Origin of the sequence: Actinomyces gaoshouyii (assembly GCF_002076915.1) — a bacterium.
Taxonomy (GTDB): domain Bacteria; phylum Actinomycetota; class Actinomycetes; order Actinomycetales; family Actinomycetaceae; genus Actinomyces; species Actinomyces gaoshouyii.
The window spans coordinates 713,850-736,209 of the sequence record NZ_CP020468.1; the positions used below are offsets into that span (position 1 = coordinate 713,850).

Consider the following 22,360-nt stretch of genomic DNA (forward strand, 5'->3'; position numbering starts at 1 on the left):
CGGAGCCTCAGCGACGGGTGGCGGTGCGGCCGTCGAGGTCGAGATAGCGGGTTGGGATCGCGGCATCGCCGTCGCTGAGCCGCCACGCCTCGTAGGGCAGTTCCGCGCGCGAGACCTGGTGGCGCTCCGCGGCGGCGGCCAGCGCGCCCTCCCCCCGGTGCTCCTCCACGATCTCCCCGTCGACGACGAGCGGCACCTGCAGGGGGCGCGCCCCCGCCTCGGCCAGTGCCGCCAGGCCCTCGGCCTCGGTGCGCGCTGAGACGAGCAGCTCCTCGGTGGCGGTGCCCGCGCCGTCGATGACACGGCCCGCCCACTTGCGGCCGCCCACTGTCGACTTCCCGCCCGAGGAGAACTTCGCGACCTCCGCCATCTCGCCGTCGGCCCCCCGGCGCTCCACGAGCTTGTAGACCAGGGCCGCCGTCGGGCGTCCCGAGCCCGTCACGAGCTTCGTGCCGACCCCGTAGGAGTCCACGGGCGCGGCGCCGAGCGCGGCGATCGCGTGCTCATCGAGGTCGTTCGTCACCGTGATCCTGGTGGTGGTCGCGCCCAGGGCGTCCAGCTGCGCGCGCACTTTGAAGGCCTCGGCCACGAGGTCGCCCGAGTCCAGGCGCACCGCGCCGAGCTCCCCGCCAGCGGCCCGGGCGGCCTTGACCGCCCTCTCCACGCCCATGGCGATGTCGTAGGTGTCCACGAGGATCGTTGTGCCTGTGCCCAGCGAGGCGATCTGTGCGGCGAAGGCCTCCTCCTCGCTGTCGTGCAGGAGGGTGAAGGAGTGCGCGGAGGTCCCCACCGTGGGGATCCCGTAGCGCATGCCCGCCTCCAGGTTGGAGGTCGCTGTGAACCCGCCGACGATGGCCGCCCTCGCCGCTGCGATGGCCGCCTCCTCATGCGCACGGCGCGCCCCGAAGTCAGCGCAGGGGCGCCCGTGCGCGGCGATCGTCATGCGCGAGGCCGCGGAGGCCACCGCGCAGTCGTAGTTGTAGATCGACAGGGCGAGAGTCTCGATGATGCAGGCCTCCGCGAACGTGCCCTCCACGGTGAGCAGGGGGGAGCCCGCCACGTAGCACTCGCCCTCCGCGTAGCCTCGGATCGTGCCTCGGAAGCGGTAATCGCGCAGGAAGTCCAGCGTAGCGTCGTCGACGACCCCTGCGCGGTGCAGGAAGTCGATCTGCTCGGAGGTGAAGGTGAAGGACTCGACGGCGTCCAGGAGGCGCCCCGTTCCCGCCACCACGCCGAAGCGCCGGGAGGCGGGCAGCTTGCGGCCGAATAGCTCGAAGACGCTCTCGCGCTCCGCCGTGCCCGCCCGCAGCGCCGACTGGAGCATGGTGAGCTCGTACATGTCGGTCATGAGGGAGGTCGACAGCGCGGTGGGCGGCGAGGCGGGTAGATCGCCGGGCGTGATCGTCATGACAACAACCTAGCCCGAACCGAATGCGCGCCGCATACCCGCCGCCTCCGGCTACGCTGCCAGCATGAGCCCCGCTGTGCCGGTCGCGGAACCGATCATCCAAGTGGATGAGCGCACCAGCGCCCACCGCCTGTGGGCCACCGTCGTCCACGACGACCCCATCAACACCATGGACTACGTCACCTGGGTCTTCGCCAGCTACTTCGGCTACCCACGGTCCAAGGCCGCCCATTTGATGATGCAGGTCCACATGACCGGCCGGGCCACCGTCTCCCGCGGCGAGCGCGTCCGCATGGAGGCCGATGTCGTCGCCATGCACTCCTACGGGCTGTGCGCCACCATCGAGCCCCTGGTCGACCTGTCCGAGGGCGGGGGAGAGGACCGATGAAGGCCTTCGCCGCCGTCGATGGCGGATGGGAGAGCCAGTTGGAGGCCTGGGAGCGCGAGGCCCTGGCAGGCCTTCTCCTGCAGGTCACCACCGTCCTGCGCGCCGACGACGACCACCCTGCCGAGACCTCCGCGGACCGGGCGCTCCGGGCGGAGGCCGCCCTCGCCCGCGAAGCCCTCCTGCCCGACGCCTCGGAGGACCCGGAGATCGCCGTCGCCATCTCCGCTCGCAGTCGAGACGACTTGCGCGGTCTCAAGGACTCCCGGTCCCGCGACGCGGTCGCCGAGCTCCTGGCCCCCTCCGGGACCGGTGGCGCTGTCCGGGTGCCGGCGGGCGCCGAGGGCGCGTGGCTGGGGGCGCTCAATGACGCCCGCCTCCTGCTCGCCCGGCGCCTGGGGATCGACAGCCCCGAGGCCGCGGAGGCGATTCACTCCCTCGCCGACTCGATGCCGAGCGGGAGCGCGGATCCGCAGGTCAGAGAGCGTCATGCGGCGGCGATCCTCTACACCATGCTCACCTGGTGGCAGGAATCACTGGTCTCGGGGCTCCTGGGGGACTGAGCGCCGCATAGTCTCGGGTCCATGAATGACGCCGCCATCGGAATGTTCGACTCCGGGGTTGGCGGGCTCACAGTGGCGCGCGCCGTCCTGGACCAGCTCCCGGGGGAGAGGATCCTCTACATCGGCGATACCGCGAACACCCCCTATGGGCCGCGTCCCATCGACGAGGTGCGCGCCCTCGCCCTGGGGGTGATGGACGAGCTCGTTGATTCCGGCGTCAAGCTCCTCGTCATCGCCTGCAACACGGCGTCGGCGGCCGTGCTCCACGATGCCCGTGCCCGGTACACGCTGGGCAAGGGCGTGCCCGTCATCGAAGTGATCCACCCGGCTGCTCGCGCGGCCGCCCGCGTCACCCGCAACGGCCGTATCGGCCTCATCGCCACCCAGGGCACCGTGAACTCGAGCGCCTACTCCGACGCCCTCGGCGCCGTTCCGGGGGTCGAGCTCATCAGCCAGGCATGCCCTCGCTTCGTCGACCTCGCCGAGAGAGGCGTGACCACGGGCCCCGAGGCGCTCGGGGTTGCCGAGCAGTACCTGGCGCCGGTGCGCGACGCCGGGGTGGACACCCTCATCCTCGGTTGCACGCATTACCCGCTGCTCGTGGGCCCCATCTCCTACGTCATGGGGGAGGACGTGCGGCTCGTGGCCTCCTCCGACGAGACGGCCAAGGATGTCTACCGGGCCCTGGCCGCGGGCGACCTGCTCCGCGACCCGGGCGCCCCCGCCCCCCGCCACGACTTCCGCTCCACGGGGGACCCGGAGGCCTTCGCCGTGCTCGCACGCCGATTCCTCGGCCCCGAAGTCGGGGAGGTCACCCGCGCCGCCCGCCCGGCGCCGTCGGAGCGGGACGCGCGGGCTGAGGGGGCCGAGCATGCTGGTCGGCCCGTGGGCGCCCGCCGGACGGTGCCCGTTGCCGCCGTCTCTGACGAGGAGAGCGCATGAGGCTCACGATCATCGGCTGCTCCGGCTCCATGTCGGGACCAGGCTCCTCCGCCTCCTCCTACCTGGTGCAGGCCAGCGGCGGTGACCCCTTGGGCCCCGTGGGGGCCGAACACACCTGGTCCGTCATCCTGGACCTCGGCCCGGGCTCGATGGGACGCCTCCTCAACCATGTGGACCCCGCCGACCTCGACGCCATCTGCATCTCCCATTGCCATGCCGACCACATGGCCGACCTCGTCGGTATGCACGTCTACCGCCGCTGGAACCCCACCGGCCCCCTCGGGCCTGTGCTCACCCTCGGGCCCTCCAACCTGCTGGAGCGCCTTCGCGGCGTCGACGGCACGGAGAAGACCGACGAGGACTACCGCACCGAGTTCGACATTCGCACCGTCACCCCGGGTCGCCCCGTTCGCGTGGGCCCCATGACGATCACGCCGTACACCTCGCTGCACCCGGTGGAGGCTTACGGCTACCGGATCGAGGGTCCCAGCGAGGACGGATCGCGCATCGTCACCATGGCCTTCACTGGGGACACCGACTCCTGCGAGGGCATGACGGCCATGGCCGACGGCGTCGACCTGCTCCTGTCCGAGGCCGCCTTCGTGGAGGGCGGGGAGACCGTGCGCGGCATGCACCTGACCGGCCTGCGCGCCGGCGAGCTCGCCGCGGAGGGGCACGTGGGGCGCCTGATCCTCACCCACATCCAGCCCTGGACGGATCCCGCCATCCCGCTGGCTGAGGCCCGCCGCGCCTATTCGGGCCCGGTGGACGCCGCCATGAGCTCGATGGTGTGGGAGCTATGAGCGAGCGAGGGGCTGCTGCCGCGGGTCCGGTCGAGGGCGCCCCCTCCTCATCAGCTGCCGGGGTGGGTGGCCGAATCGATTGGTCGCCGGCTGTTCCCGACGGCGTCGACTGCCCCTGGACCCGTGGCCGGCCCACGCGCTGGTGGCTCGTCCTGCCCGCGGACGCCGTCGGCGCCGTGATGGTGGCGGTGCTGGGAGCCGCCGGGGCGCATGAACTCGACGCGATCCCGATGGCGCTGGCGCAGGGAGCCATTGCCGTGGTGATCGCCTGGGTATGCGCATGGGCGCTGTTGCGCGGGCGCGAGCACCACCTCGAGAGGCCCTGGCCGGAGGGCGGTGCCATCGTCGCTGTGGCGTGGGGTGCGTGGACGGTCATGCGCATCCTGGCCGTCGGTGGCGCGGGACTGGCGTCATGGGCAGTCATGACGGGAGTGCTGCTCGTAGCGGTGCTCGGTGGCTGGCGCTGGCTCTACGGCTTCGCCAAGGCGCATGAGTCGCTCATCCCCAAGCCCATTCAGCGCCGCCTCGACGTGCAGGATCAGTCCTCCAGCGCCTGATCCTCCCATTCGCATATCTTATGAGCGAGACCGGTTGAAAATAGGAGCGAGACCGGTCCGCGGACCGGTCTCGCTCCTATTTTCAACCGGTCTCGCTCATTGGGGGAGATGATGAGTCAGGAGGTCCGCCAGGATGGGGGCCATGGCCCGGAAGGCCTGGCCCCGATGGGAGATCGCGTTCTTCTCCGCTGGACTCAACTGAGCGCTCGTGCGCCCTGCCGCCCCCGGCTCGTCCTCACTGGCGGGAATGAAGATCGGATCATAGCCGAAGCCTCCCTCGCCGACGGGCTCGGTGATGAGCCTGCCCTCCATCGAGCGCTCGATGATCTCCTCGCGCCCCGTCTCGCCCCCGGCCCCGGGGACGACGAGCACAGCGGCGCACGTGAAGCGCGCGGTGCGGTGCGGGTCGGCGACGGTGCTGATCTGGTCCAGGAGGAGCCGCAGGTTCGCCTCGTCGTCGCCGTGGAGGCCGGACCAGCGGGCGGAGAAGATCCCCGGCGCCCCGCCGAGGACATCCACGCACAGCCCCGAGTCGTCGGCGACGGCGGGCAGGCCGGTGGCCTGGGCCAAAGCCCGCGCCTTGATGAGGGAGTTCCCCGCGAAGCTGAGGCCGTTCTCGACCGGCTCGGGGGCTCTCAGCTCGGCGGCGGAGATGATAGCCCCGGGTGCCAGCCCGGGCACGAGCGGGGCCAGGATATCCCGCAGCTCGGCGAGCTTGCCGGCGTTGTGGGTGGCCAGGACGAGGCGGGCGCCGGATGGCACCTCGACGGCGGGGGAGTCCGCAGATTGCCGGCTGCTGGGAGCCACGCCCATTGTCAGGCCCCCGTGTCGGACGAGACCGTCACGGGCCCGTCGGCGCGCTCGGCAAGGGCCCGGCGCTGGAGGGCGGCGAGCTCGGCGTTGCCCGCGGCGGCCAGGTCGAGCAGGGCGCTGAGCTCGCTGCGGTCGAAGGGGGCGTGCTCGGCGGTGCCCTGGACCTCGATGAAGCGCCCGTCGCCGGTCTGAACGATGTTCATGTCGGTCTGGGCGCGCACGTCCTCCTCGTAGGGAAGGTCGAGGCAGGGGACGCCGTCGATGATGCCGACGCTGATGGCGCTCAGCGAGTCGGCGAGCACGGGCCGTCCGGCTCGCGACTTGATGAGTCCGCGCTCGGTGCCCCAGGCGACGGCGTCGGCCAGGGCGATGTAGGCCCCGGTGATCGCGGCGGTGCGGGTGCCGCCGTCGGCCTGAAGGACGTCGCAATCCAGCGCGATGGTGTTCTCGCCCAGGGCGCCCACATCGATGATGCCGCGCAGCGAGCGGCCGATGAGGCGGGAGATCTCGTGGGTGCGCCCGCCGACCCTGCCGCGCACGGACTCGCGGCCGCTGCGCTCGGATCCGGCACGGGGGAGCATCGCGTACTCGGCGGTCACCCAGCCCTCCCCGCTGCCCTTGCGCCAGCGCGGCACGCCCTCGGTGAACGACGCCGCGCACAGCACGCGGGTGCGCCCGAAGCTGATCAGGACGCTGCCCTCGGCATGATCGAGCCAACGGCGAGTGATGGTCACGGGGCGCAGCTCATCGGTCGCGCGCCCATCCTTGCGGGTGAAGACAGTCGTAGTCACATGGATAAGGGTAGCCGGGCAGTGCGCGAGAAGGGACTCGAACCCTCACGCCCGAAGGCACCAGGACCTAAACCTGGGGCGTCTACCAATTCCGCCACTCGCGCTCAGGGGCGAGCCTACCCGCTCGGGCGCTCGCCCCGCGGCCCGGTTGGTCCGGCGGGCCCCGGCCCGCCGGGCGCGGCGCCGCCTCAACCGGCTGGGGCTCGACGCCGTCTCAGTCGATGCCGAGCTCGGCGCGCAGGCGGCCGACGTGCCCGGTGGCCTTGACGTTGTGCTTGGCCAGCAGGACCTTCCCAGCGGTGTCCACGACGACGGTCGAGCGGATGACGCCGGTGACGACGCGCCCGTAGTTCTTCTTCTCGCCCCAGGCGCCCCAAGCCTCCATGACGGTGTGATCGGGGTCCGACAGCAATGGGAAGGGCAGGGACTGCTTCTCGGTGAAGCGCGCCAGGGCCGCGGGGGAGTCGGGGGAGATGCCGACCACCTCGTAGCCGGCGGCCCGCCAGGCGGCCAGGGAGTCGCGGAAATCGCAGGCCTCCTTGGTGCAGCCCGGCGTGGAAGCGCGGGGGTAGAAGTAGACGACGACGCCGGCACCGGCCCTCTGGCGCAGCTCGGCGAGGCCGACCTCGGCACCGTAGGCATCGGCCAGTGAGAAGTCAGGGGCTGTGTCCCCGACGGCGAGGGGGCTCATGATCCGTCTCCTGTCCTTATCCGCGCTGGGCGTTGTTCTTCCGCGGGGCGGGCCTCAGGCGGCCAGGTCCAGGGCCTCCTCGGCGGCCTGCAGGCGCTCCAGGGCCCGCTCGAGGCGGGCCGGGGATGCGGTGGCGACCAGGGAGGCGACCTCGGTGCGGGCCGCGGCGAGCTCGCGCTCGGCGTCCTCGCGGGATGCGGTGATGCTGATGATGTTCGTCATCGCTCTCTCCTTCTTCTTCATCTCAGCCCTTCTGCGAGGGCTCCTCATGCCGGGCGCGGGCAGGGACGGCAGGGAACCTGCTCGGCGGCGCTGGCGCGCTCCGGCGGATGGTCACGGTGGGCGCGAACGGCACAGGGCTTCCGGAGGGTTCTCCACGGGGGAGGGCGCCTCGGCGCTCGCGGCACGGCGGCGTGCGCTCGGTATTCATTCCCGCAGCGGCATCGCGCCGATCCAAACGTGGTACACCGCCAAGGACTCGAACCTTGAACCCGCTGATTAAGAGTCAGCTGCTCTACCAATTGAGCTAGCGGTGATCAGCCACTCGCGTGGCCGACGCCTCCGGCTGGGCCGGTAGCCGTCGTACCCCCTCAGGGACTCGAACCCTGGACACCCTGATTAAGAGTCAGGTGCTCTAACCAACTGAGCTAAGGAGGCTCTGGTGAGCGGCTTCCGGCTGGGCCGGTAGCCGTCGTACCCCCTCAGGGACTCGAACCCTGGACACCCTGATTAAGAGTCAGGTGCTCTAACCAACTGAGCTAAGGAGGCATTGGATTGTCATGATCGTCAGGCGCGAGCGCTTGGCAACGGAGACAGAGTGTATCTCCGGGGCGCGGAGCGAGTCCAGCCGAGAGCGGTTCGAAACCCTCGATGTGCCTGAGATCTCAGGTCTCAGTGGGGGCGGTGCCTTTCCGCGCCGCAGGCCCCGCCGACCCGGGGAGCTCGGCGAGTCCCGCGAGTCCTGCAAGTTCAGTGGCGAAGCGATCGGTGGCCCTGATGAGGGAGTCGAGAGTCTCGGGCTCGTTGAAGGCGTGACCCGCGGTGGGGCTGATGCGCAGCTCGGCCTCCGGCCAAGCGCGGTGGAGGGCCCAGGCGGTACCGATGGGGCAGCACATGTCGTAGCGACCCTGGACGATCACCCCGGGGATGCCGTGGTCGGCCAGCGTCCTGGCGCGGGTGAGCAGCTCGCCGTCGTCCATCCAGCCGTGGTTGACGAAGTAGTGGTTCTCGATGCGTGCGAAGGTGAGGGCGAAGGCCGGGTCCTGGACCTCGTCGATGTGCCCCTGGTCGCGCAGGAGTGTGGAGGTCGCCGCCTCCCATGTGGTCCAGGCGATGGCCGCCGGGCCGTGGACGGCGGGGTCTGGATTGGTCAGAAGGTCGTGGTAGCGCTCGATGTACCCGCCTGGGCCGACGCCGTCGCCGGCCGCCGCGGTGTAGGCCTCCCACTCGTCGGGCCAGACCATGTCCGCGCCGCCCGCCTCGTAGTACCAGTCGAGCTCGCGCTGGCGCAGGGTGAAGATGCCGCGCAGGACGAGGGCGGCCGCGCGCTCGGGGTGCGTGACGGCGTAGGCCAGGGCCAGGGTGGATCCCCAGGACCCGCCGAAGATGAGCCAGGACTCGACCCCCAGGTGAGCGCGCAGGCGCTCCATGTCCTCCACGAGGTGCCAGGTGGTGTTCGCCGTGAGGTCCGCCTCCGGCTCCCAGGCGTGGGGCAGGGAGCGCCCGCAGCCGCGCTGGTCGAACAGGATGATCCTGTACTTCTCCGGATCGAAGCAGCGCCGGTGCGCCGGTGAGCAGCCGCCGCCGGGGCCTCCATGGACGAAGATCGCCGGGATGCCCGCCGGGTTGCCGCACTCCTCGTAGTAGACGCTCTGGCCGTCGCCCACCTCGAGAAGGCCGGTGGCGTAGGGCTCGATCTCCGGGTAGAAGCCGCGCAGGGCCGATGACGGCGAGGCGTCGGCAGGGGAAGCGTCGTCGGTGGGCAGGGGGCTGGGACTGGTGCGCTCTAAGGTGCTCATGGCGGCATTATGGTGCCGGCGCGGGGCACTGGCTGCTCCTGAGGGCGCGCTGCTGGCGGCGGTGGCGGGATGCTGGGCGGGTCTAGGGGAATTGCTCATCATCTCGTTGGTTCTCACAGCCCCGGACGCGGGACCTAGGGCCGTGCGCGCGGTACGGTGGGACCGTGAGCATGCCGATTGTGACCCTCGCGACCTCCTCCGACTTCCCGGGACTCGACGAGGATGACCGCGCCCTGCCCGACGCGCTGCGCGAGCGGGGCATCGAGCCGCGCATCGCCGTGTGGAACGAGCCGGGCGTGGACTGGGGGGAGTCGGACATGGTGGTCCTGCGCTCCGTGCGCGACTACGCCAAGAGCGACCGCTACGAGGACTTCATGGCATGGACGCGTTCCGTGCCGCGCCTGGCCAACCATCCCGACGTGGTCGCCTGGAACGCGGATAAGCACTACTTGCGCCGCCTCAGTGAGCTGGGCGCCCCCATGATCCCGACCCTGTGGCTCGAGCCCGATGCCGGGCTGTCCAAGCACCAGGTGCACTGCCGCTTCCCGGCATTCGGCGACTTCGTGGTCAAGCCGGCCATCTCCTCGGGCGGCCGCGGCACGGGGCGTTACACGGCGATCGACGCCGGATCGCGCTCGGAGGCCATCAACGACGCCATGCATCACCTCTCGCGGGGCCGCACGGTCATGGTGCAGCGCTACCTCGAGGAGGTGGACCGCCGCGGTGAGCTCTCCCTGGTCTACTTCAACGGCGTGCTCTCCCACGCCGTTGAGAAGGCCCCTATGCTGCATCCCTCCTTCCGCTCCACGGACGAGGTCCACGAAGAGATCGTCACGGCCCGCGAGCCCAGCGAGCAGGAGTGGCTGTGGGGCGAGCGCGTGCGCAAGGCCATCCACCAGCACATCAAGGAACGCTCCGGGCGCGACATCCAGTTGCTGTTCAACCGGGTCGACGTCGTCGAGGACGGCCAGGGGGGCTTCTACCTCATGGAGGTCTCGCTCATCGACGCCGGCCTCTACCTGGGCTCGGCCCCCGACACCCTCAATAACTTCGCTGACGCCATCGCCCAGCGCGTCTTCTGGTGACCGGGACGCTCCGGGCGGCGTTCCACGGTTGGGCGGCCGCCTGATCCTGGGGTGCCTCGCGTGCTGAGCCCGGTGTGATAGGACTGTGCCATGCGCACGCTGCTCAACATCATCTGGGTCGTCTTCGGCGGCTTGTGGCTCTTCCTCGGCTACATCCTCGCCGGGATCATCGCCTGCGTCTTCATCATCACCATCCCCGCCGGGGTGGCCTGCTTCCGCATCGCCGGGTACGTGCTGTGGCCCTTCGGCCGCCAGGTGGTTCCCAGCCCGGGCGCCGGCGTCATGAGCGGGCTGTCCAACGTCATCTGGTTCCTCATCGCCGGCCTGTGGCTCGCCATCGGACATGTGACCACTGCCTTCGCCCAGGCCGTCACGATCATCGGGATCCCCCTGGCCATCGCCAATATCAAGCTCATCCCCGTCACCTGCTTCCCCTTCGGCAAGCGGGTCGTCCCCGGGCGCGGTCTCCTCTGAGGCCGCCGACCCAGGTGCCCAGCGGCGCGCCGATCCCCGATCCGATCAGAGGCTGACGCGGCGAGCCGCTGACCAATAGCCCCCGTAGCACACCGCCAGGAAGACCGCTGTGATCCCCAGAGCCGGACGCTGAACCGGGTCGAAGACGATGAGCAGGCACGACGCCGTTGCCAATACCAGTGCCGCGATCGGCACCCATGGGTATCCCGGCGCCCGATACGCCAGCTCCCCAGCGCTGCGCCCCTCGGCCACCCACCTGCGCCGGAACGACAGGTGCGAGGCCGAGATCGCCACCCACACGAGCACCACGGCCAGGCCCGAGACCGACACCAGCACGAGGTAGACCGTCGAGGCCGCGTGCACCGAGGTCAGGAGCGCGGCCAGGCCCCCGACCATGGACAGGCCCATCGCCAGGGCGGGCACGCCGAAGCGGTTCGTGCGCGCCAGCGCCTTCGGCAGGGTCCCCTCGTTCGCCAGGGACCACAGCATTCGGGTCGAGGCGTAGAGCCCCGAGTTCGCCGCCGACAGGATCGCCGTCAGGATGACGACGTTCATGATGTCCCCGGCCCCGGGGATCCCAATCCCGTCCAGGACGGTGACGAAGGGGCTCTCCTCCACGCCCGCGTCCTCCCATGGGATGAGCGCCGCGATGACGACGATGGAGCCGATGAAGAACACAACCAGCCGGGCCAGAGTGGCGTGGATCGCGCGGGGGATCGTGGCGCCCGGATCCTTCACCTCTCCCGCGGTGATGCCGATGAGCTCGGTGCCCGAGAAGGCGAAGTTGACCGCGAGGATCGTGGTGAACACCGCGCCGAGGCCATTGGGGAGGAAACCATCGCCGGTGAGGTTCGACAGCAGCGGTGCCGCGCCGCCTGTGCCACTGGAGCCCCCACCGCCCGAGCTCCCCGCCCCACTGCCGTCATAGGGCAGCAGGCCCACCACTGCCGCAGCGCCCAGGACGATGAACAGGATGATCGCCACGACCTTCACCCCGGACAGCAGCGTCTCCGCCTCGGCGAAGACGCGCACCGAGAGCATGTTGAGCACGAGGATGAGCACGATGAACAGCGCCGCCCATACCCATACAGGCACCCCCGGGAACCAGCCGTTCATGATGATAGCCGCCCCCGTGAACTCGCTGCCCAGTGCCACCGTCCACGTCAGCCAGTACAGCACTGCCGTCACGAAGCCCGTCGCCGGCCCGATGAAGCGGCGAGCGTAGACGTGGAAGGCCCCGGTGAAGGGCATCGCTACGCTCAACTCGCCCAGGCACATCATCACCAGGTACACGATGACAGCGCCGATCGAGTAGGCCAGGACGGTCCCGAAGGGCCCCGCCTGGTTGATCGTGTACCCGGTGGACAGGAACAGGCCCGTGCCGATGACCCCGCCGAAGCTGATCATCATGAGGTGCCGCTTGCTCATGCGTCTCTCGAGGGCATCGATGCGTCCCTCGGCGGCGGTCTGATCCGATGCGGCCAGGGGTCGGCTGGGGGAGGAGTCGTCGCTGGGCATGGCGGAGACGCTATCGGGCAGGTCAGAGACGCTGACGGCGCATCTCGCGAAGCGGGCCGAGCGGCGCGGGCCGCCGATGGCGGGCAGTAGGCTCCCGGCATGGAGGCCACCTCGACCCGCCCGAGCAGCCCTGGCCGAAGCGCTGCCGGAAGCGCCCACGACAACGCCGATGTCTCCCCGCTGGCCCGGGCTCTGCGCGAGGGCCCTCTTGTCCTCGACGGCGCGATGGGCACCGAGCTCGACGCGCGCGGCATCCCCACCGCCCAGGAACTGTGGTCCGCCCTCGCCCTCGTCACCGCGCCGGAGGCCGTGGCGGCCGTCCACGAATCCTATCTGCGCGCGGGCGCGCGCGTCATCACCACCAACTCCTACCAGGCTGCCCTGCCCGCTCTCATGCGCTCAGGGTTGAGCGAGCCCGAGGCCCGGGGCGCCATCGCCTCCAGCGCCCGCATCGCCCTGGAGACGGCCGAGCGCTTCTCGCAGGAGCGCCCTGATCGGGCGGCGCTCGTCGCCGGGAGCCTCGGGCCCTACGGCGCCTACCTTGCCGACGGATCGGAGTACACCGGCGCCTACGCCCTCCAAGCGCCCGACTTCGAGGCCGTCCACATCCCGCGCATCGAGGCGCTGGCCGGCGAGGGCATCCGGCTCTTTGCCGTCGAGACCCAGCCCCGGCTCGACGAGGCCCAGTGGATCGTCCGGCAGCTCGGCCGGATCGCCCCTGGCAGCGAGTGCTGGGTCTCCTTCCAGACGGAGGACGACGGCGAGCGCCTGGCCGATGGCACCCCGCTCGCCGAGGTCGGGGCCTGGGCCGATGTCGAGCCCGGCGTGGCCGCCGTCGGCATCAACTGCGTCGCGCCTAGCGCGGTCACGCCCGCGCTGGGCGTTCTCGGGAGCGTGACCGCCAAGCCATTGGTCGCCTACCCCAATTCCGGGGACATCTACCACCCGAGCACGAAGACCTGGACCGCTGCCGCCCCCGACCAGCGCTTCACCGCCCAGGCGCCGGACTGGGGGGAGGCAGGCGCGCGCCTCATCGGCGGCTGCTGCCGGACGACGCCCGCCGACACTGCGGTGCTGCGCGGGCTCGTCGATGCTCGCTGAGGGGGAGGCGCCTGCGGAGTACCACGCCACGCGCTGGTGGCGTGCGGCCCAGCACGACTTCGCTTCCCGACTGGCCTGGTCGGTCACGCCCCGCTTCGAGGACGCGAACCACCCACCGGTGGTCAGCGTCGTCGGCGGGCCCTCGCGCGAGCAGTGCCCGGAAGGCGGGCTGCGGCGTGCGGTCCGGGCTGGCGAGCGGCTACGGCTCCAGGCTGAGGCCACCGACCCCGATGGCGATGCTGTTGCCCTGCGTTGGTGGGCCTACCCCGAGGCGGGACCGAGGCCCTGCCCTGTGGCGCCCGCCGTGGATGACGACGGCCAGGGCGGGCGCCGTCGTCTTGGTTCCGCAGGAGGCTGAGCCTGGCCAGGAGATCCACCTCGTGGTCGAGGGGACGGACGACGGCGTGCCGGCGCTGACCCGGTACCAGCGAGTGGTGCTGGTGGTGGGTTAAAGGCTGTGGCTGGCCACCTCGGTCGCACGGGCCGGCGTTTCTTCAGCCCCGCTGAAGCAGGTGGAAGTCCCAGCTGAAGACCTCGCCGTCGCTGGCTCCCTCGGGCGCCTTGGGCCCGCCGTAGGTGCGGCCGGTGCACGAGCGTGCCCACGGCTGCCAGCCGGGGTCGCCGTGACGGAGGAACCCCACCCAGTCGGCGTGCGCCACCGTGGCCAGGGCCTGGGGACGTTGCGGGCCCTGGACGCCGTCGGCGTGAGGGTGGGCCAGGCAGTCGAAGACGAAGGGAACCTCCTGGCAGTGCCCGGCCAGGCCCGCGCCCGGTCCCGGGAGGGTCGAGCCCCAGGCGAAGTCGTAGAGCCAGGTCCGTCCTGCTGTCTCTCGATCCGCGGCGCGCAGGCGCACCACCTCTAGCGCGGGCAGCCGGAAGAGATAGTCGGAGATGACTTGCCCCGCGCCCACGAGATCGGCGTCGGGGCGTCCCGTCAGCTCGGGATAGGCCGCGTGAAAGGCCTTGACTTCGACCGGCTCCAGGCCGGCTTCAGCCAGCAGGCGGTCCACGCTCACCTGCTCCGCACTACCGCACAGCCGTGCCAGGGGCTCGGCCAGCGCGTGACCAATGAGCGTCATCTCATGGGTCACCCCGCCAATGAGCAGCGGGACCTGGTGACCTGCTCCAGCGCGCACCGCCTCGAAGGTCGCCTGTGGCAGGACCTCGCCGTCGACCACCGGCATGAAGGTGCGTGACATCGTGCGAGGAAGCCGCAGGAAGGGCGCCAGCCCTTCAGGACCCAGGTCGATGTCAAAGAGCGGGAACTCGGTGCCCAGCGTGGCTGCGACGTCGAGCACCTCCTCCTCGGTCAGGCTGCGCCAGCCGGCCAGCGTGGCTGGCACGCCTGCGAGCTCGGCCTCGCGTGTGGCCACGGCACGAGCATCGGCGAGAGTGGCCGCCGTCGTCCCACCGGACTGGCAGATTGCGGCGCTGAACAGGCCGCGAGCGCATGGAGCGGTCAGCAGTGCGAGCACGCTCGCTCCGCCTGCGCTCTGACCGGCGATGGTGACGCGCCCTGGGGCCCCACCGAAGGCAGCGATGTTCTCGCGAACCCACTCCAGCGCCATGACCTGGTCCAGGATGCCGCGGTTGACCGGCGCGTCAGAGTCCGGCACCCAGCCGAAGCCGTCCATGCCCAGACGGTAGGACAGGCTGACCGTCACCACTGCGTCGCGGTTGAAGGCGGCGCCGTCGTAGTACGGGCTGTTGTGGCTGCCGGCGAAGAAGCCGCCGCCGTGGATCCACACCAGGACCGGCAGCCGGGCTTCCGAGGAGGGATCGGGAGTGAAGACGTTGAGGTTGAGGACCTCTTCACCGCTCACGCTGGGCTCAGGGATCGCGGTGGTCACCCCGAAGGGACGACGCTGAGGCGTGGGGCCGGGCAGGGCCGCCTCGCGTACGCCCTGCCAGCGCTCGGCGCGCACGGGTGCCATGAAGCGTCGCGGGCCCACCGGCGGCTGAGCGTAGGGGATGTTGTAGAAGGCGGCCGAGCGGTCATAGACCGCCGTGGCACCGGGCGGGAGTGCGACCTGACGCCAGACCCCACGCAGGGTGCCGGCTGGCGCGCTGACCACGGGGCCCGCCTCGCCGGTGGGGGCGGCGATCGGGGTGGAGGCGGGGTGGATCGCCCAGGCGGGTGACACCGTGGTGGAGCGGCCGGTGAGCGGTGACTGGGGCATGGCAGGTCCTTGTGAGTGAGCGGCCAGGTTGCGTCGGTGCTGGGGTGGCCGACGACGCCGCGCTCCACTGTAGGAGGGCGGCGCCGTCGGATGGCTGCCTGGGGTAGCGCGTGCTAGATCGCGGTGTAGGTCAGCGACCGGATACGGGTACGGCCGGCCAGCGCGCGCACTCCGATCATGCGGCCGGTAAAGCCACCGGCCACCTCGCTGGACAGGAAGCGGCCGTCCAGGCGGCCAGCTCGTGGGCGCCCTCGTCGTCGCTCAGGCCCAGGATGAGGGTGTCAGGTACCTGCGAGCCGAAGAACCCGGGTACGGGCGGCTCGGCTCGCGCCCACAGGCGCACCGTGCCCGCGGCCGGGAGCACCGGCGAGCTGCTGGGACAGGTCCAGGACCGTGGCGACGGCGCTGCCATCAAGGAGCTCGGCTTCGTCCGCTCCGAGACGGCCAGGCGCCTGCGGCACGGCGGGTCCTCCCTGGCCGGAGTTCTCGTCCACGACATCTCCAACCCCTTCTTCACCGAGGCGGCCCGCGGGATTGAGGACCGGCTGCGTCAGGACGGGCGCGTGCCCATGGTCGGCTCCACGGACTCTGATCCCCACCGCGACCGCGAGCTCATGAGCGTGCTGGCCGGTCTAGACGTGCGCGGCGTCATCGTCACCCCTTCGGCCTTCACACTGGACAACCTGGCCGTGCTCGCCGGCCGCGGCATCCGGGTGGTGCTGATGGACCACCCAGCGATTTCGGACAAGGTCCTGGTGGAGGTCGAGGCGGTGCACGAGGGCGCGAGCTACTGCGCAGACGCCGGCGCGGTCGGAGCGGCCCGGCTGCTGGATGATCCCGAGCCCCCACGGCCCTGTTCTGTGCCAACGACCAGATGGCCATCGGAGCCATGCGCGTCATTCGTGACCGCGGCCTGCGCATCCCCCAGGACGTGGCGATCGTGGGCTACGACGACGTCGCCATCGCCTCCGAGCTCATCACGCCGCTGACCAGCGTGCACCAGCCCATGCGTGAGATTGGCCGGGCCGCAGCGGACCTGCTGCTCTCCGACGGCTCGGCGATCCAACACATCACCTTCGCGCCTGAGCTCGTGGTGCGCGAGTCCACGCAGGCGCCTACTTCTGCGGGCCCACGCTCAGCAGGTGGATGACGGCCCTGTCCGCCTGGTCGCACTCGGCCAGGTCGACAAGTGCGGTCAGCCGCCAGTCGTGGTCCCCGTCTGGGTCCTCCAGCACCTGGGTAGCCAGCCACACGGTACGGCCGCTCCTGGCGAAGGCCTCGATGAGACGGTCGGAGACCCCGGCCGCCGCCAGGTCCGTGGGGCTCGGGGCCTCGTCGAGCGGGGCCAGCACGACCGCGCGCGCGGCCGTGTCGGTGCCGATCCAGTCGTACTCGTCCCAGTAGCGGGCCAGGACGTCGTCCCACCGATCCTCGCCCCAGCCGGAGGAGGTGTCCAGGCGTCCTAGGGCCTCGACGTCGTCGCGCGCCATGAGCTCGACGCGACGGAACATCTCCTTGCGCACCGCCACGCGGAAGGCGTGGAGGTTGCGGCTGAAGGCCACCTTGCCGTTCTCGTCCGCCCCGAAGGCGCGCTCGACGCCGATCGAGTCGTCCTCGCCGGGGCGGTCGCCTTCCAGGATCCCGGCCGCCAGCTCGGCACGGCCGGCCTGGGCGGCGCCCAGCGCCTCCCACTCGTCCAGCAGGGAGGAGTCAACCGCACGCACCAGGTTCCCCAGCCAGTCGATAAGGGCGGAGACCTCCTCAGTGCGGTGCTCCTCGGGGACCACCTGGCGCAGCGCCCGGTAGGCGTCAGTGAGGTAGCGCAGGAGGACGCCCTCGCTGCGGCCCAGCTCATAGCGCGAGACCAGGTCGGAGAAGGTCATCGCTGACTCCACCATGTCCCGCACCACGGACTTGGGACGCAGCTCGTACTCGGCGATCCAGGGGTTGGACTGCTTGTACATCTCCAGCGCGGGAGCCAGGAGCTCAGCCAGGGGCTGGGGCCAGGTGACCTCCTCCAGCGCGGCCATGCGCTCGTCATAGTCCAGGCCCTCGGCCTTCATCGCGGCGATCGCCTCGCCACGGGCCTGTCGCTGCTGGGCATAGAGCAAGGGGCGCGGGTCGTCCAGAGTCGCCTCGACGACGCTGACGACGTCCACCGTGTGCTCGGGGGAGTCCACGCCCAGCAGGTCCATGGCCGCCAGAGCGAAGGGGGCGAGGGGCTGGTTGAGAGCGAAGTCGTCAGGCAGGTCCACCGCCAGGCGCAGGCGTGGGCGGCCATCCGACCGGGCCTGGGCGGATGAGACGTGGGTGAGCACCCCGGCCGTGCGCAGCGAGAGGTAGATGTCGATCGCACGGCGTACGTGCTTGCGCCTGATCGCCTCGCTCTCGTGGACGCGTGAGAGCAGCTGGGCCATTGCCGCCACGGGATCGCCGTCGCGCTCCATGAGGCCCAGGACCATGGTGGTAGTGACCTGGAACTGGCTCGTCATCGTCTCGGGCTGGGCGTCCCGCAGGCGCTCGAAGGTCTTGTCCGTCCAGTTGACCCGGCCCTCGGGAGCAGCCTTGCGCACGATCTTGCGGCGCTTGCGCTCGTCGTCTCCGGCCTTGGCCAGGGCCCTGGCGTTCTCGATCACGTGCTCGGGAGCCTGGACGACCACGTAGCCGCGGGTGTCGAAGCCGGCGCGGCCCGCACGGCCGGCGATCTGGTGGAACTCGCGCGCCGTGAGGTGGCGCTCCTTGGCGCCGTCGAACTTGACCAGGGAGGTCAGCACCACTGAGCGGATGGGGACGTTGATGCCCACTCCCAAGGTGTCCGTCCCGCAGATGACGCTCAGCAGGCCCTCACGCGCCAGACGCTCGACCAGCCTGCGGTAGCGCGGCAGCATCCCGGCGTGGTGCACCCCGATGCCGGCGCGCAGCAGGCGCGAGAGCGTGGCACCGAAACCCGGTCCGAACCGGAAGGAGCCCAGCGCCGCAGCCACCTCCTTCTTGCGTGACTTGGGGACGAGGTCCACGCTGAGCAGCGAGGTGGCCCGCTCGATCGCCTCCTTCTGGGAGAAGTGGACGACGTAGACCGGGGCCTTGTGCTGCTGGACCAAGCGCTGGAGCAGCTCACCGATCGGCTCGACGACGTACTCCATCTCCAGGGGCACCGGTCGCTCAGCCCCTTCGATGACGGCGACCTCCCGGCCTGTGCGCTCCCTCATGTCCTTGACGAAGAAGCTCACGTCTCCCAGCGTGGCCGACAGCAGCACCATCTGGGCCTGGGGCAACTCCAGCAGCGGCACCTGCCAGGCCCAACCCCGTTGCGGGTCGGCGTAGTAGTGGAACTCGTCCATGATGACGCAGTCCACGTCCATGGCCTCGCCCTCGCGCAGGGACTGGTTGGCCAGGATCTCCGCCGTGCAGCAGATGATGGGGGCGGCGGCGTTGATCGAGGTGTCCCCGGTGACCATGCCGACGTTGTCCGCGCCAAAGAGGCGCACGAGCTCGAAGAACTTCTCACTCACCAGGGCCTTGAGGGGCGCGGTGTAGTAGGAGCGCCCGCCCCGGGCCAGCGAGGCGGTGTGGGCCGCCAGCGCGATCATTGACTTGCCCGAGCCCGTGGGGGTCGCGGCGATGACGTGGCGCCCGTCCAGGATCTGGCTCAGCGCCTCGTCCTGGTGGGGGTAGAGCGGACGCCCGGTCTCCTCGGCCCACTCGGTGAAGACGAGGTAGACCTCCTCCGGCTCAGGCACGCGCTGCGGTTCATCGGCCGGGATGAGCGCATCGAGCATCGCGTTGAGCGCGGGGGCCGGGGGAGCGGTGCCGGTGGACATGGCGCCATCGTCCCACACGGGATCCAGCGCGCTTCGGCCCAGAATCCGGCACGGCGCTTCGCGCAGGGGTCGCTTCATGAGAGCATGCCCGGCATTCCCATAATCAGCGGAAGGCGCAGCATGGACGCACTCGCGGCGAACCTCCAGGAGATCGCCGACTGGATCACCGCCCACATCACCATGTGGGTGCTGGTCGGCACGGGCCTCATCCTGACCATCGCCACCCGGGGCGTTCAGCTCCGCCACCTGGGCTCCATGATCCGGCAGGTGCGGGGCGCGCGCAGTGGCGCCGACGGCGGCATCTCCTCCTTCCAAGCCTTCGCGATATCGCTGGCCGCGCGCGTGGGGATCGGCAACGTTTTCGGCGTGGCCGCTGCCCTCCTCATGGGAGGGCCCGGCGCGATCTTCTGGATGTGGGTGGTGGCGCTGGTCGGTATGGCCACGGCCTTCTTCGAGGCGACCCTCGCGCAGGTATTCAAGGTCCGCTCCGCCGACGGGGCCTTCCGCGGTGGACCCGCCTTCTACATGACCAGGGGGATGGGAAGCCGCCCCCTCGCCGTCGTCTTCTCCATCATCTCCCTGGTCACCTGCGGGTTCATCATCACTTCGGTGCAGTCGAACTCGGTCGCGGGAACCCTTCTGGCGGCCTTCGACGCGGACGACGCCGCCCCGCTGCCCGGCGTCGGGGGACTGACATCCGCCCAGCTCGTCGTCGCCGCCCTCATCTTCGTGTTCACCGCGATGGTCGTCTTCGGCGGGGTGCGGGCCGTGGCACGCGTGACCGAGTGGATGGCCCCGATCATGGCCCTCATCTACATCGTCCTCGTCGCCCTCATCTGCCTGACCAATATCCACGAGTTCGTCGACGTCCTGGGCCAGATCGTGCGCGCCGCCTTCGCCCCCGAGCCCATCGCCGGGGGCCTGGGCGGAGGCATCCTCGCCGCCGTCGTCAATGGCACCAAGCGGGGCCTGTTCTCCAATGAGGCCGGTCAGGGCACCGCCCCCAACGCCGCTGCCACCGCCACCGTCGCCCACCCCGTCCAGCAGGGGCTCATCCAGTCCCTCGGCGTCTTCGTGGACACGATCATCGTGTGCACGGCCACCGCCTTCGTCATCCTCATCGCCGGGCCCGAGGTCTGGTCCTCCCCGGACGCCAATCCCGCGACGCTGACCACCCTGGCCATCGCCCACGAGTTGGGCGGCTGGGCCGTGGCGCCCATGGCGGTGCTCATCTTCGTGCTCGCCTACTCCTCCATCATCGCCGCCTACGTGTACTCCGACGTCAATATGGAGTACCTCGTGGGGCCCCGGCGCTGGGCGAGCTGGACGGTGCGCGTGCTCTCCGTGGTCTCGGCCTCCGCCGGTGCCATCCTCACCCTCGACGTGGTGTGGAACGCCGTCGACATCGCCATGGCCATTATGACGCTCACCAACCTCGCGGCCCTGCTCTGGCTCGTGCGCTGGGGCGTGGGCGCCCTGCGCGACTACGAGGCCCAGATCCGCGCCGGAATCGCCGAGCCGGTCTTCGTGGGGCGCGGCAACCCCCACCTGCCCGGAGACGTCCCCGGCGACGTGTGGGCCTCGCGCGACGACGCCGTCCCCTCACCCCGATCGACCCAGCCGGCCGCCTCGACCGGCGCCGAGCACTGTTCCTGACGAACGAAGAGGACTCATGAGATGACCCCCGCACCGCTCACCGCACCGACGGCCCTGCCCACGGCTACCCTCGCCGAGCAGCTCGGTCAGGTCGATGATTTCCTCTACACCTATGTGCTCGCCGCACTGCTCATCGCCGTCGGCCTGTACCTGACGATCCGCACCCGTGCCGTTCAGGCCCGGCACCTCGGGACCATGGCGCGGGCGCTGACCCGATCGCGCGGCGGCGCCGAGGGCGGTATCTCATCCTTCCAGGCCTTCGCTGTGGGGCTGGCGGCACGCGTGGGCATCGGCAATATTGCGGGCGTCGCGATCGCCGTCCTCATGGGCGGCCCGGGAGCGCTGCTGTGGATGTGGGTCGTCGCGCTCATCGGCATGGCCACCGCCTTCATCGAGTCGACCCTCGCGCAGATCTTCAAGGAGCGCGGCCGCGACTTCACCTTCCGCGGCGGTCCCGCCTACTACATCAAGAACGGCCTGGGGTCGCGCGCCTGGGGCGCCGTCTTCGCCGTCCTGTGCATCATCTCAGTGGGCGTCACCGTGGTCATGGTGCAGACCAACTCCCTGGCCGGGGTCATCAACGCCACTGTCCCGTCCGTGGAGCCTTGGATGGTCGGCGTCTTCCTCATCATGCTCACCGGGCCCGTCGTCCTGGGCGGCCTGAAGTCGGTGGCCCGGATCACCGAGTGGATGGCGCCCGTCATGGCGCTCGTCTACGTGGCCATGACCGTCATCGTCCTGGCGCTCAACATCACCGAGCTCCCCGGTGTCCTGCGCTCGATCCTCATGGGGGGCCTCGGGGCCGATCAGGCCCTGTACGGCGTCGCCGGCGGGATCGTCGCAGCGGTCCTCAACGGCGTGCGCCGCGGCCTGTTCTCCAACGAGGCCGGCCTGGGGACAGTGCCCAACGCCGCGGGCACCGCCACCACCACTCACCCGGTCCGCCAGGGCCTCATCCAGTCCTTCGGAGTCTTCATCGACACGATCCTCGTGTGCACCGCCACGGGCCTGCTCATCCTGCTCGCCACCGACACCTACGCGCCCGGGACCTACACGGCGGACAACGCCAAGGGCATCGGGGCCGTCCTCACCCAGCAGGCCGTCGCCGAGCACCTGGGGGCCTGGACGACATGGCCGATGGTGGTCCTCATCTTCGTCCTCGTCTTCTCCACCGTCCTGGGCTGCTACTCCTACTCGCAGGTCAACGTCAACTACCTGGGCGGCCAGCGCCGCGCCGAGCAGGTCTTCGGCCTGACCCTCACCGCCGCGGCCTTTGCCGGCACCATCGTCGACCTGCCCGTGGTGTGGGCCCTGGCCGACATCGCCCTCGGGCTGCTCGGGCTGCTCAACCTCGTGGTCATCGTCCGCCTCGCCCCCTGGGCCCTGGGGGCGCTGAGGGACTTCGACGCCCAGTTGCGCGCCGGCCGCGTCCCGGTGTTCGTCGGGCGCACCAACCCCCACCTGCCCGGTGACCTGCCCGGAGGCGTCTGGGACGGGAGGGCGGCGGCGTCCGGCGGCCCCGCCGCTGACCCCGCCGGGCAGTGCTGAGAGGAG

23 protein-coding genes and 3 tRNA genes are annotated in these 22,360 nt (G+C 70.6%); 14 read left to right on the plus strand and 12 right to left on the minus strand.

Annotation, left to right across the window (positions count from 1 at the left end):
- Positions 1–7 precede the first annotated feature (7 nt).
- Positions 8–1,408, minus strand: a complete 1,401-nt coding sequence (locus B6G06_RS02840; RefSeq protein ID WP_081170886.1) for a nicotinate phosphoribosyltransferase — start codon at positions 1,406–1,408, stop codon at positions 8–10.
- Positions 1,409–1,472: 64 nt separating this feature from the next.
- On the opposite strand from B6G06_RS02840, the gene clpS reads away from it, so the two are divergent.
- The 5 genes from clpS (at position 1,473) to B6G06_RS02865 (ending at position 4,658) form a co-directional block, all read left to right on the plus strand.
- Positions 1,473–1,796: an ATP-dependent Clp protease adapter ClpS gene (gene clpS / locus B6G06_RS02845; protein WP_081170888.1), complete on the plus strand. Its 324-nt coding sequence runs from the start codon at positions 1,473–1,475 to the stop codon at positions 1,794–1,796.
- On the plus strand, positions 1,793–2,356 hold the full coding sequence (locus B6G06_RS02850; protein ID WP_080463313.1) for a DUF2017 family protein: 564 nt from the start codon (positions 1,793–1,795) through the stop codon (positions 2,354–2,356). Before clpS ends, B6G06_RS02850 begins: the two co-directional genes overlap by 4 nt.
- A gap of 42 nt (positions 2,357–2,398) precedes the next feature.
- Positions 2,399–3,298 (plus strand): glutamate racemase, encoded by a 900-nt coding sequence (gene murI / locus B6G06_RS02855; RefSeq protein ID WP_240494117.1) that lies wholly within the window; start codon positions 2,399–2,401, stop codon positions 3,296–3,298.
- Complete coding sequence (locus tag B6G06_RS02860; protein ID WP_080463311.1) at positions 3,295–4,101, plus strand: MBL fold metallo-hydrolase; 807 nt, start codon at positions 3,295–3,297, stop codon at positions 4,099–4,101. Before murI ends, B6G06_RS02860 begins: the two co-directional genes overlap by 4 nt.
- Before the next feature lie 62 nt (positions 4,102–4,163).
- Positions 4,164–4,658, plus strand: a complete 495-nt coding sequence (locus tag B6G06_RS02865) for a hypothetical protein (RefSeq protein ID WP_081172164.1) — start codon at positions 4,164–4,166, stop codon at positions 4,656–4,658.
- A gap of 96 nt (positions 4,659–4,754) precedes the next feature.
- Here B6G06_RS02865 and B6G06_RS02870 read toward each other — a convergent pair whose 3' ends face one another.
- From B6G06_RS02870 to pip, 8 genes are all read right to left on the minus strand, one after another.
- Positions 4,755–5,471, minus strand: coding sequence for a non-canonical purine NTP pyrophosphatase (locus tag B6G06_RS02870; protein WP_081170892.1), 717 nt, complete (start codon positions 5,469–5,471; stop codon positions 4,755–4,757).
- 2 nt (positions 5,472–5,473) lie between these two features.
- Positions 5,474–6,262, minus strand: coding sequence for a ribonuclease PH (gene rph, locus B6G06_RS02875; protein WP_080463159.1), 789 nt, complete (start codon positions 6,260–6,262; stop codon positions 5,474–5,476).
- Positions 6,263–6,284: 22 nt separating this feature from the next.
- Positions 6,285–6,366: transfer RNA gene (locus tag B6G06_RS02880), tRNA-Leu, on the minus strand.
- A gap of 110 nt (positions 6,367–6,476) precedes the next feature.
- Positions 6,477–6,953, minus strand: a complete 477-nt coding sequence (bcp, locus tag B6G06_RS02885; protein ID WP_080463157.1) for a thioredoxin-dependent thiol peroxidase — start codon at positions 6,951–6,953, stop codon at positions 6,477–6,479.
- A gap of 54 nt (positions 6,954–7,007) precedes the next feature.
- Positions 7,008–7,175, minus strand: a complete 168-nt coding sequence (locus tag B6G06_RS10190; protein WP_164505186.1) for a hypothetical protein — start codon at positions 7,173–7,175, stop codon at positions 7,008–7,010.
- A 361-nt stretch (positions 7,176–7,536) separates the two neighbouring features.
- Positions 7,537–7,610 (minus strand) — tRNA-Lys (locus tag B6G06_RS02895).
- A 37-nt stretch (positions 7,611–7,647) separates the two neighbouring features.
- Positions 7,648–7,721 (minus strand) — tRNA-Lys (locus B6G06_RS02900).
- Between the two features lie 116 nt (positions 7,722–7,837).
- Entirely contained in the window at positions 7,838–8,971 is a 1,134-nt protein-coding gene (pip, locus tag B6G06_RS02905) for a prolyl aminopeptidase (RefSeq protein WP_240494088.1), read from the minus strand.
- A gap of 164 nt (positions 8,972–9,135) precedes the next feature.
- Here pip and B6G06_RS02910 point away from each other — a divergent pair, with 164 nt between their 5' ends.
- Both B6G06_RS02910 and B6G06_RS02915 read left to right on the plus strand, forming a co-directional pair.
- Positions 9,136–10,056: an ATP-grasp domain-containing protein gene (locus B6G06_RS02910; RefSeq protein ID WP_081170894.1), complete on the plus strand. Its 921-nt coding sequence runs from the start codon at positions 9,136–9,138 to the stop codon at positions 10,054–10,056.
- Between the two features lie 90 nt (positions 10,057–10,146).
- Positions 10,147–10,530, plus strand: a complete 384-nt coding sequence (locus B6G06_RS02915) for a YccF domain-containing protein (RefSeq protein WP_081170896.1) — start codon at positions 10,147–10,149, stop codon at positions 10,528–10,530.
- A gap of 45 nt (positions 10,531–10,575) precedes the next feature.
- Here the strand turns inward: B6G06_RS02915 and B6G06_RS02920 are convergent, their stop codons facing one another.
- The gene (locus B6G06_RS02920) at positions 10,576–11,958 is read right to left on the minus strand and encodes an amino acid permease (protein ID WP_080463178.1); all 1,383 of its coding nucleotides are present in this window, start codon (positions 11,956–11,958) and stop codon (positions 10,576–10,578) included.
- Between the two features lie 189 nt (positions 11,959–12,147).
- On the opposite strand from B6G06_RS02920, the gene mmuM reads away from it, so the two are divergent.
- The 3 genes from mmuM to B6G06_RS10675 are packed head-to-tail and all read left to right on the plus strand — an operon-like array spanning position 12,148 to position 13,601.
- Positions 12,148–13,149: a homocysteine S-methyltransferase gene (gene mmuM / locus B6G06_RS02925; protein WP_081170898.1), complete on the plus strand. Its 1,002-nt coding sequence runs from the start codon at positions 12,148–12,150 to the stop codon at positions 13,147–13,149.
- A complete protein-coding gene (locus B6G06_RS10020; protein ID WP_125898879.1) occupies positions 13,139–13,507 on the plus strand; it encodes a hypothetical protein in 369 nt (122 codons plus the stop codon). Before mmuM ends, B6G06_RS10020 begins: the two co-directional genes overlap by 11 nt.
- A complete protein-coding gene (locus B6G06_RS10675) occupies positions 13,458–13,601 on the plus strand; it encodes a hypothetical protein (protein ID WP_338025870.1) in 144 nt (47 codons plus the stop codon). Before B6G06_RS10020 ends, B6G06_RS10675 begins: the two co-directional genes overlap by 50 nt.
- Before the next feature lie 42 nt (positions 13,602–13,643).
- Here B6G06_RS10675 and B6G06_RS02935 read toward each other — a convergent pair whose 3' ends face one another.
- The gene (locus B6G06_RS02935) at positions 13,644–15,329 is read right to left on the minus strand and encodes a carboxylesterase/lipase family protein (protein ID WP_081170902.1); all 1,686 of its coding nucleotides are present in this window, start codon (positions 15,327–15,329) and stop codon (positions 13,644–13,646) included.
- Between the two features lie 278 nt (positions 15,330–15,607).
- Here B6G06_RS02935 and B6G06_RS02940 point away from each other — a divergent pair, with 278 nt between their 5' ends.
- Together B6G06_RS02940 and B6G06_RS10455 are read left to right on the plus strand one after the other, a co-directional pair.
- The gene (locus B6G06_RS02940; RefSeq protein WP_240494089.1) at positions 15,608–16,318 is read left to right on the plus strand and encodes a LacI family DNA-binding transcriptional regulator; all 711 of its coding nucleotides are present in this window, start codon (positions 15,608–15,610) and stop codon (positions 16,316–16,318) included.
- Complete coding sequence (locus B6G06_RS10455) at positions 16,219–16,479, plus strand: substrate-binding domain-containing protein (RefSeq protein ID WP_240494090.1); 261 nt, start codon at positions 16,219–16,221, stop codon at positions 16,477–16,479. Before B6G06_RS02940 ends, B6G06_RS10455 begins: the two co-directional genes overlap by 100 nt.
- On the opposite strand, the gene B6G06_RS02945 is transcribed toward B6G06_RS10455, so the two are convergent.
- Positions 16,445–19,150, minus strand: coding sequence for a DEAD/DEAH box helicase (locus tag B6G06_RS02945; protein WP_240494091.1), 2,706 nt, complete (start codon positions 19,148–19,150; stop codon positions 16,445–16,447). The two genes, B6G06_RS10455 and B6G06_RS02945, sit on opposite strands and share 35 nt — an antisense overlap.
- Before the next feature lie 120 nt (positions 19,151–19,270).
- Between B6G06_RS02945 and B6G06_RS02950 the strand changes: the two genes are divergently transcribed.
- The gene (locus B6G06_RS02950; protein WP_080463150.1) at positions 19,271–20,806 is read left to right on the plus strand and encodes an alanine/glycine:cation symporter family protein; all 1,536 of its coding nucleotides are present in this window, start codon (positions 19,271–19,273) and stop codon (positions 20,804–20,806) included.
- Between the two features lie 21 nt (positions 20,807–20,827).
- The gene (locus B6G06_RS02955; RefSeq protein WP_240494092.1) at positions 20,828–22,354 is read left to right on the plus strand and encodes an alanine/glycine:cation symporter family protein; all 1,527 of its coding nucleotides are present in this window, start codon (positions 20,828–20,830) and stop codon (positions 22,352–22,354) included.
- Positions 22,355–22,360 lie beyond the last annotated feature (6 nt).

Excerpts from the sequence above, each read along its gene's own strand:
- B6G06_RS02935 (WP_081170902.1), bottom strand. The coding sequence starts at position 15,329 with ATGCCCCAGTCACCGCTCACCGGCCGCTCCACCACGGTGTCACCCGCC.
- B6G06_RS10675 (WP_338025870.1), top strand. The coding sequence starts at position 13,458 with ATGACGACGGCCAGGGCGGGCGCCGTCGTCTTGGTTCCGCAGGAGGCT.
- B6G06_RS02850 (WP_080463313.1), top strand. The coding sequence starts at position 1,793 with ATGAAGGCCTTCGCCGCCGTCGATGGCGGATGGGAGAGCCAGTTGGAG.
- B6G06_RS02945 (WP_240494091.1), bottom strand. The coding sequence starts at position 19,150 with ATGTCCACCGGCACCGCTCCCCCGGCCCCCGCGCTCAACGCGATGCTC.
- mmuM (WP_081170898.1), top strand. The coding sequence starts at position 12,148 with ATGGAGGCCACCTCGACCCGCCCGAGCAGCCCTGGCCGAAGCGCTGCC.
- B6G06_RS02870 (WP_081170892.1), bottom strand. The coding sequence starts at position 5,471 with ATGGGCGTGGCTCCCAGCAGCCGGCAATCTGCGGACTCCCCCGCCGTC.
- B6G06_RS02915 (WP_081170896.1), top strand. The coding sequence starts at position 10,147 with ATGCGCACGCTGCTCAACATCATCTGGGTCGTCTTCGGCGGCTTGTGG.
- B6G06_RS10020 (WP_125898879.1), top strand. The coding sequence starts at position 13,139 with ATGCTCGCTGAGGGGGAGGCGCCTGCGGAGTACCACGCCACGCGCTGG.
- B6G06_RS02955 (WP_240494092.1), top strand. The coding sequence starts at position 20,828 with ATGACCCCCGCACCGCTCACCGCACCGACGGCCCTGCCCACGGCTACC.
- murI (WP_240494117.1), top strand. The coding sequence starts at position 2,399 with ATGTTCGACTCCGGGGTTGGCGGGCTCACAGTGGCGCGCGCCGTCCTG.
- B6G06_RS02860 (WP_080463311.1), top strand. The coding sequence starts at position 3,295 with ATGAGGCTCACGATCATCGGCTGCTCCGGCTCCATGTCGGGACCAGGC.
- B6G06_RS10455 (WP_240494090.1), top strand. The coding sequence starts at position 16,219 with ATGCGCGTCATTCGTGACCGCGGCCTGCGCATCCCCCAGGACGTGGCG.
- B6G06_RS02840 (WP_081170886.1), bottom strand. The coding sequence starts at position 1,408 with ATGACGATCACGCCCGGCGATCTACCCGCCTCGCCGCCCACCGCGCTG.
- bcp (WP_080463157.1), bottom strand. The coding sequence starts at position 6,953 with ATGAGCCCCCTCGCCGTCGGGGACACAGCCCCTGACTTCTCACTGGCC.
- B6G06_RS02950 (WP_080463150.1), top strand. The coding sequence starts at position 19,271 with ATGGACGCACTCGCGGCGAACCTCCAGGAGATCGCCGACTGGATCACC.
- B6G06_RS02920 (WP_080463178.1), bottom strand. The coding sequence starts at position 11,958 with ATGAGCAAGCGGCACCTCATGATGATCAGCTTCGGCGGGGTCATCGGC.
- pip (WP_240494088.1), bottom strand. The coding sequence starts at position 8,971 with ATGAGCACCTTAGAGCGCACCAGTCCCAGCCCCCTGCCCACCGACGAC.
- clpS (WP_081170888.1), top strand. The coding sequence starts at position 1,473 with ATGAGCCCCGCTGTGCCGGTCGCGGAACCGATCATCCAAGTGGATGAG.
- B6G06_RS10190 (WP_164505186.1), bottom strand. The coding sequence starts at position 7,175 with ATGACGAACATCATCAGCATCACCGCATCCCGCGAGGACGCCGAGCGC.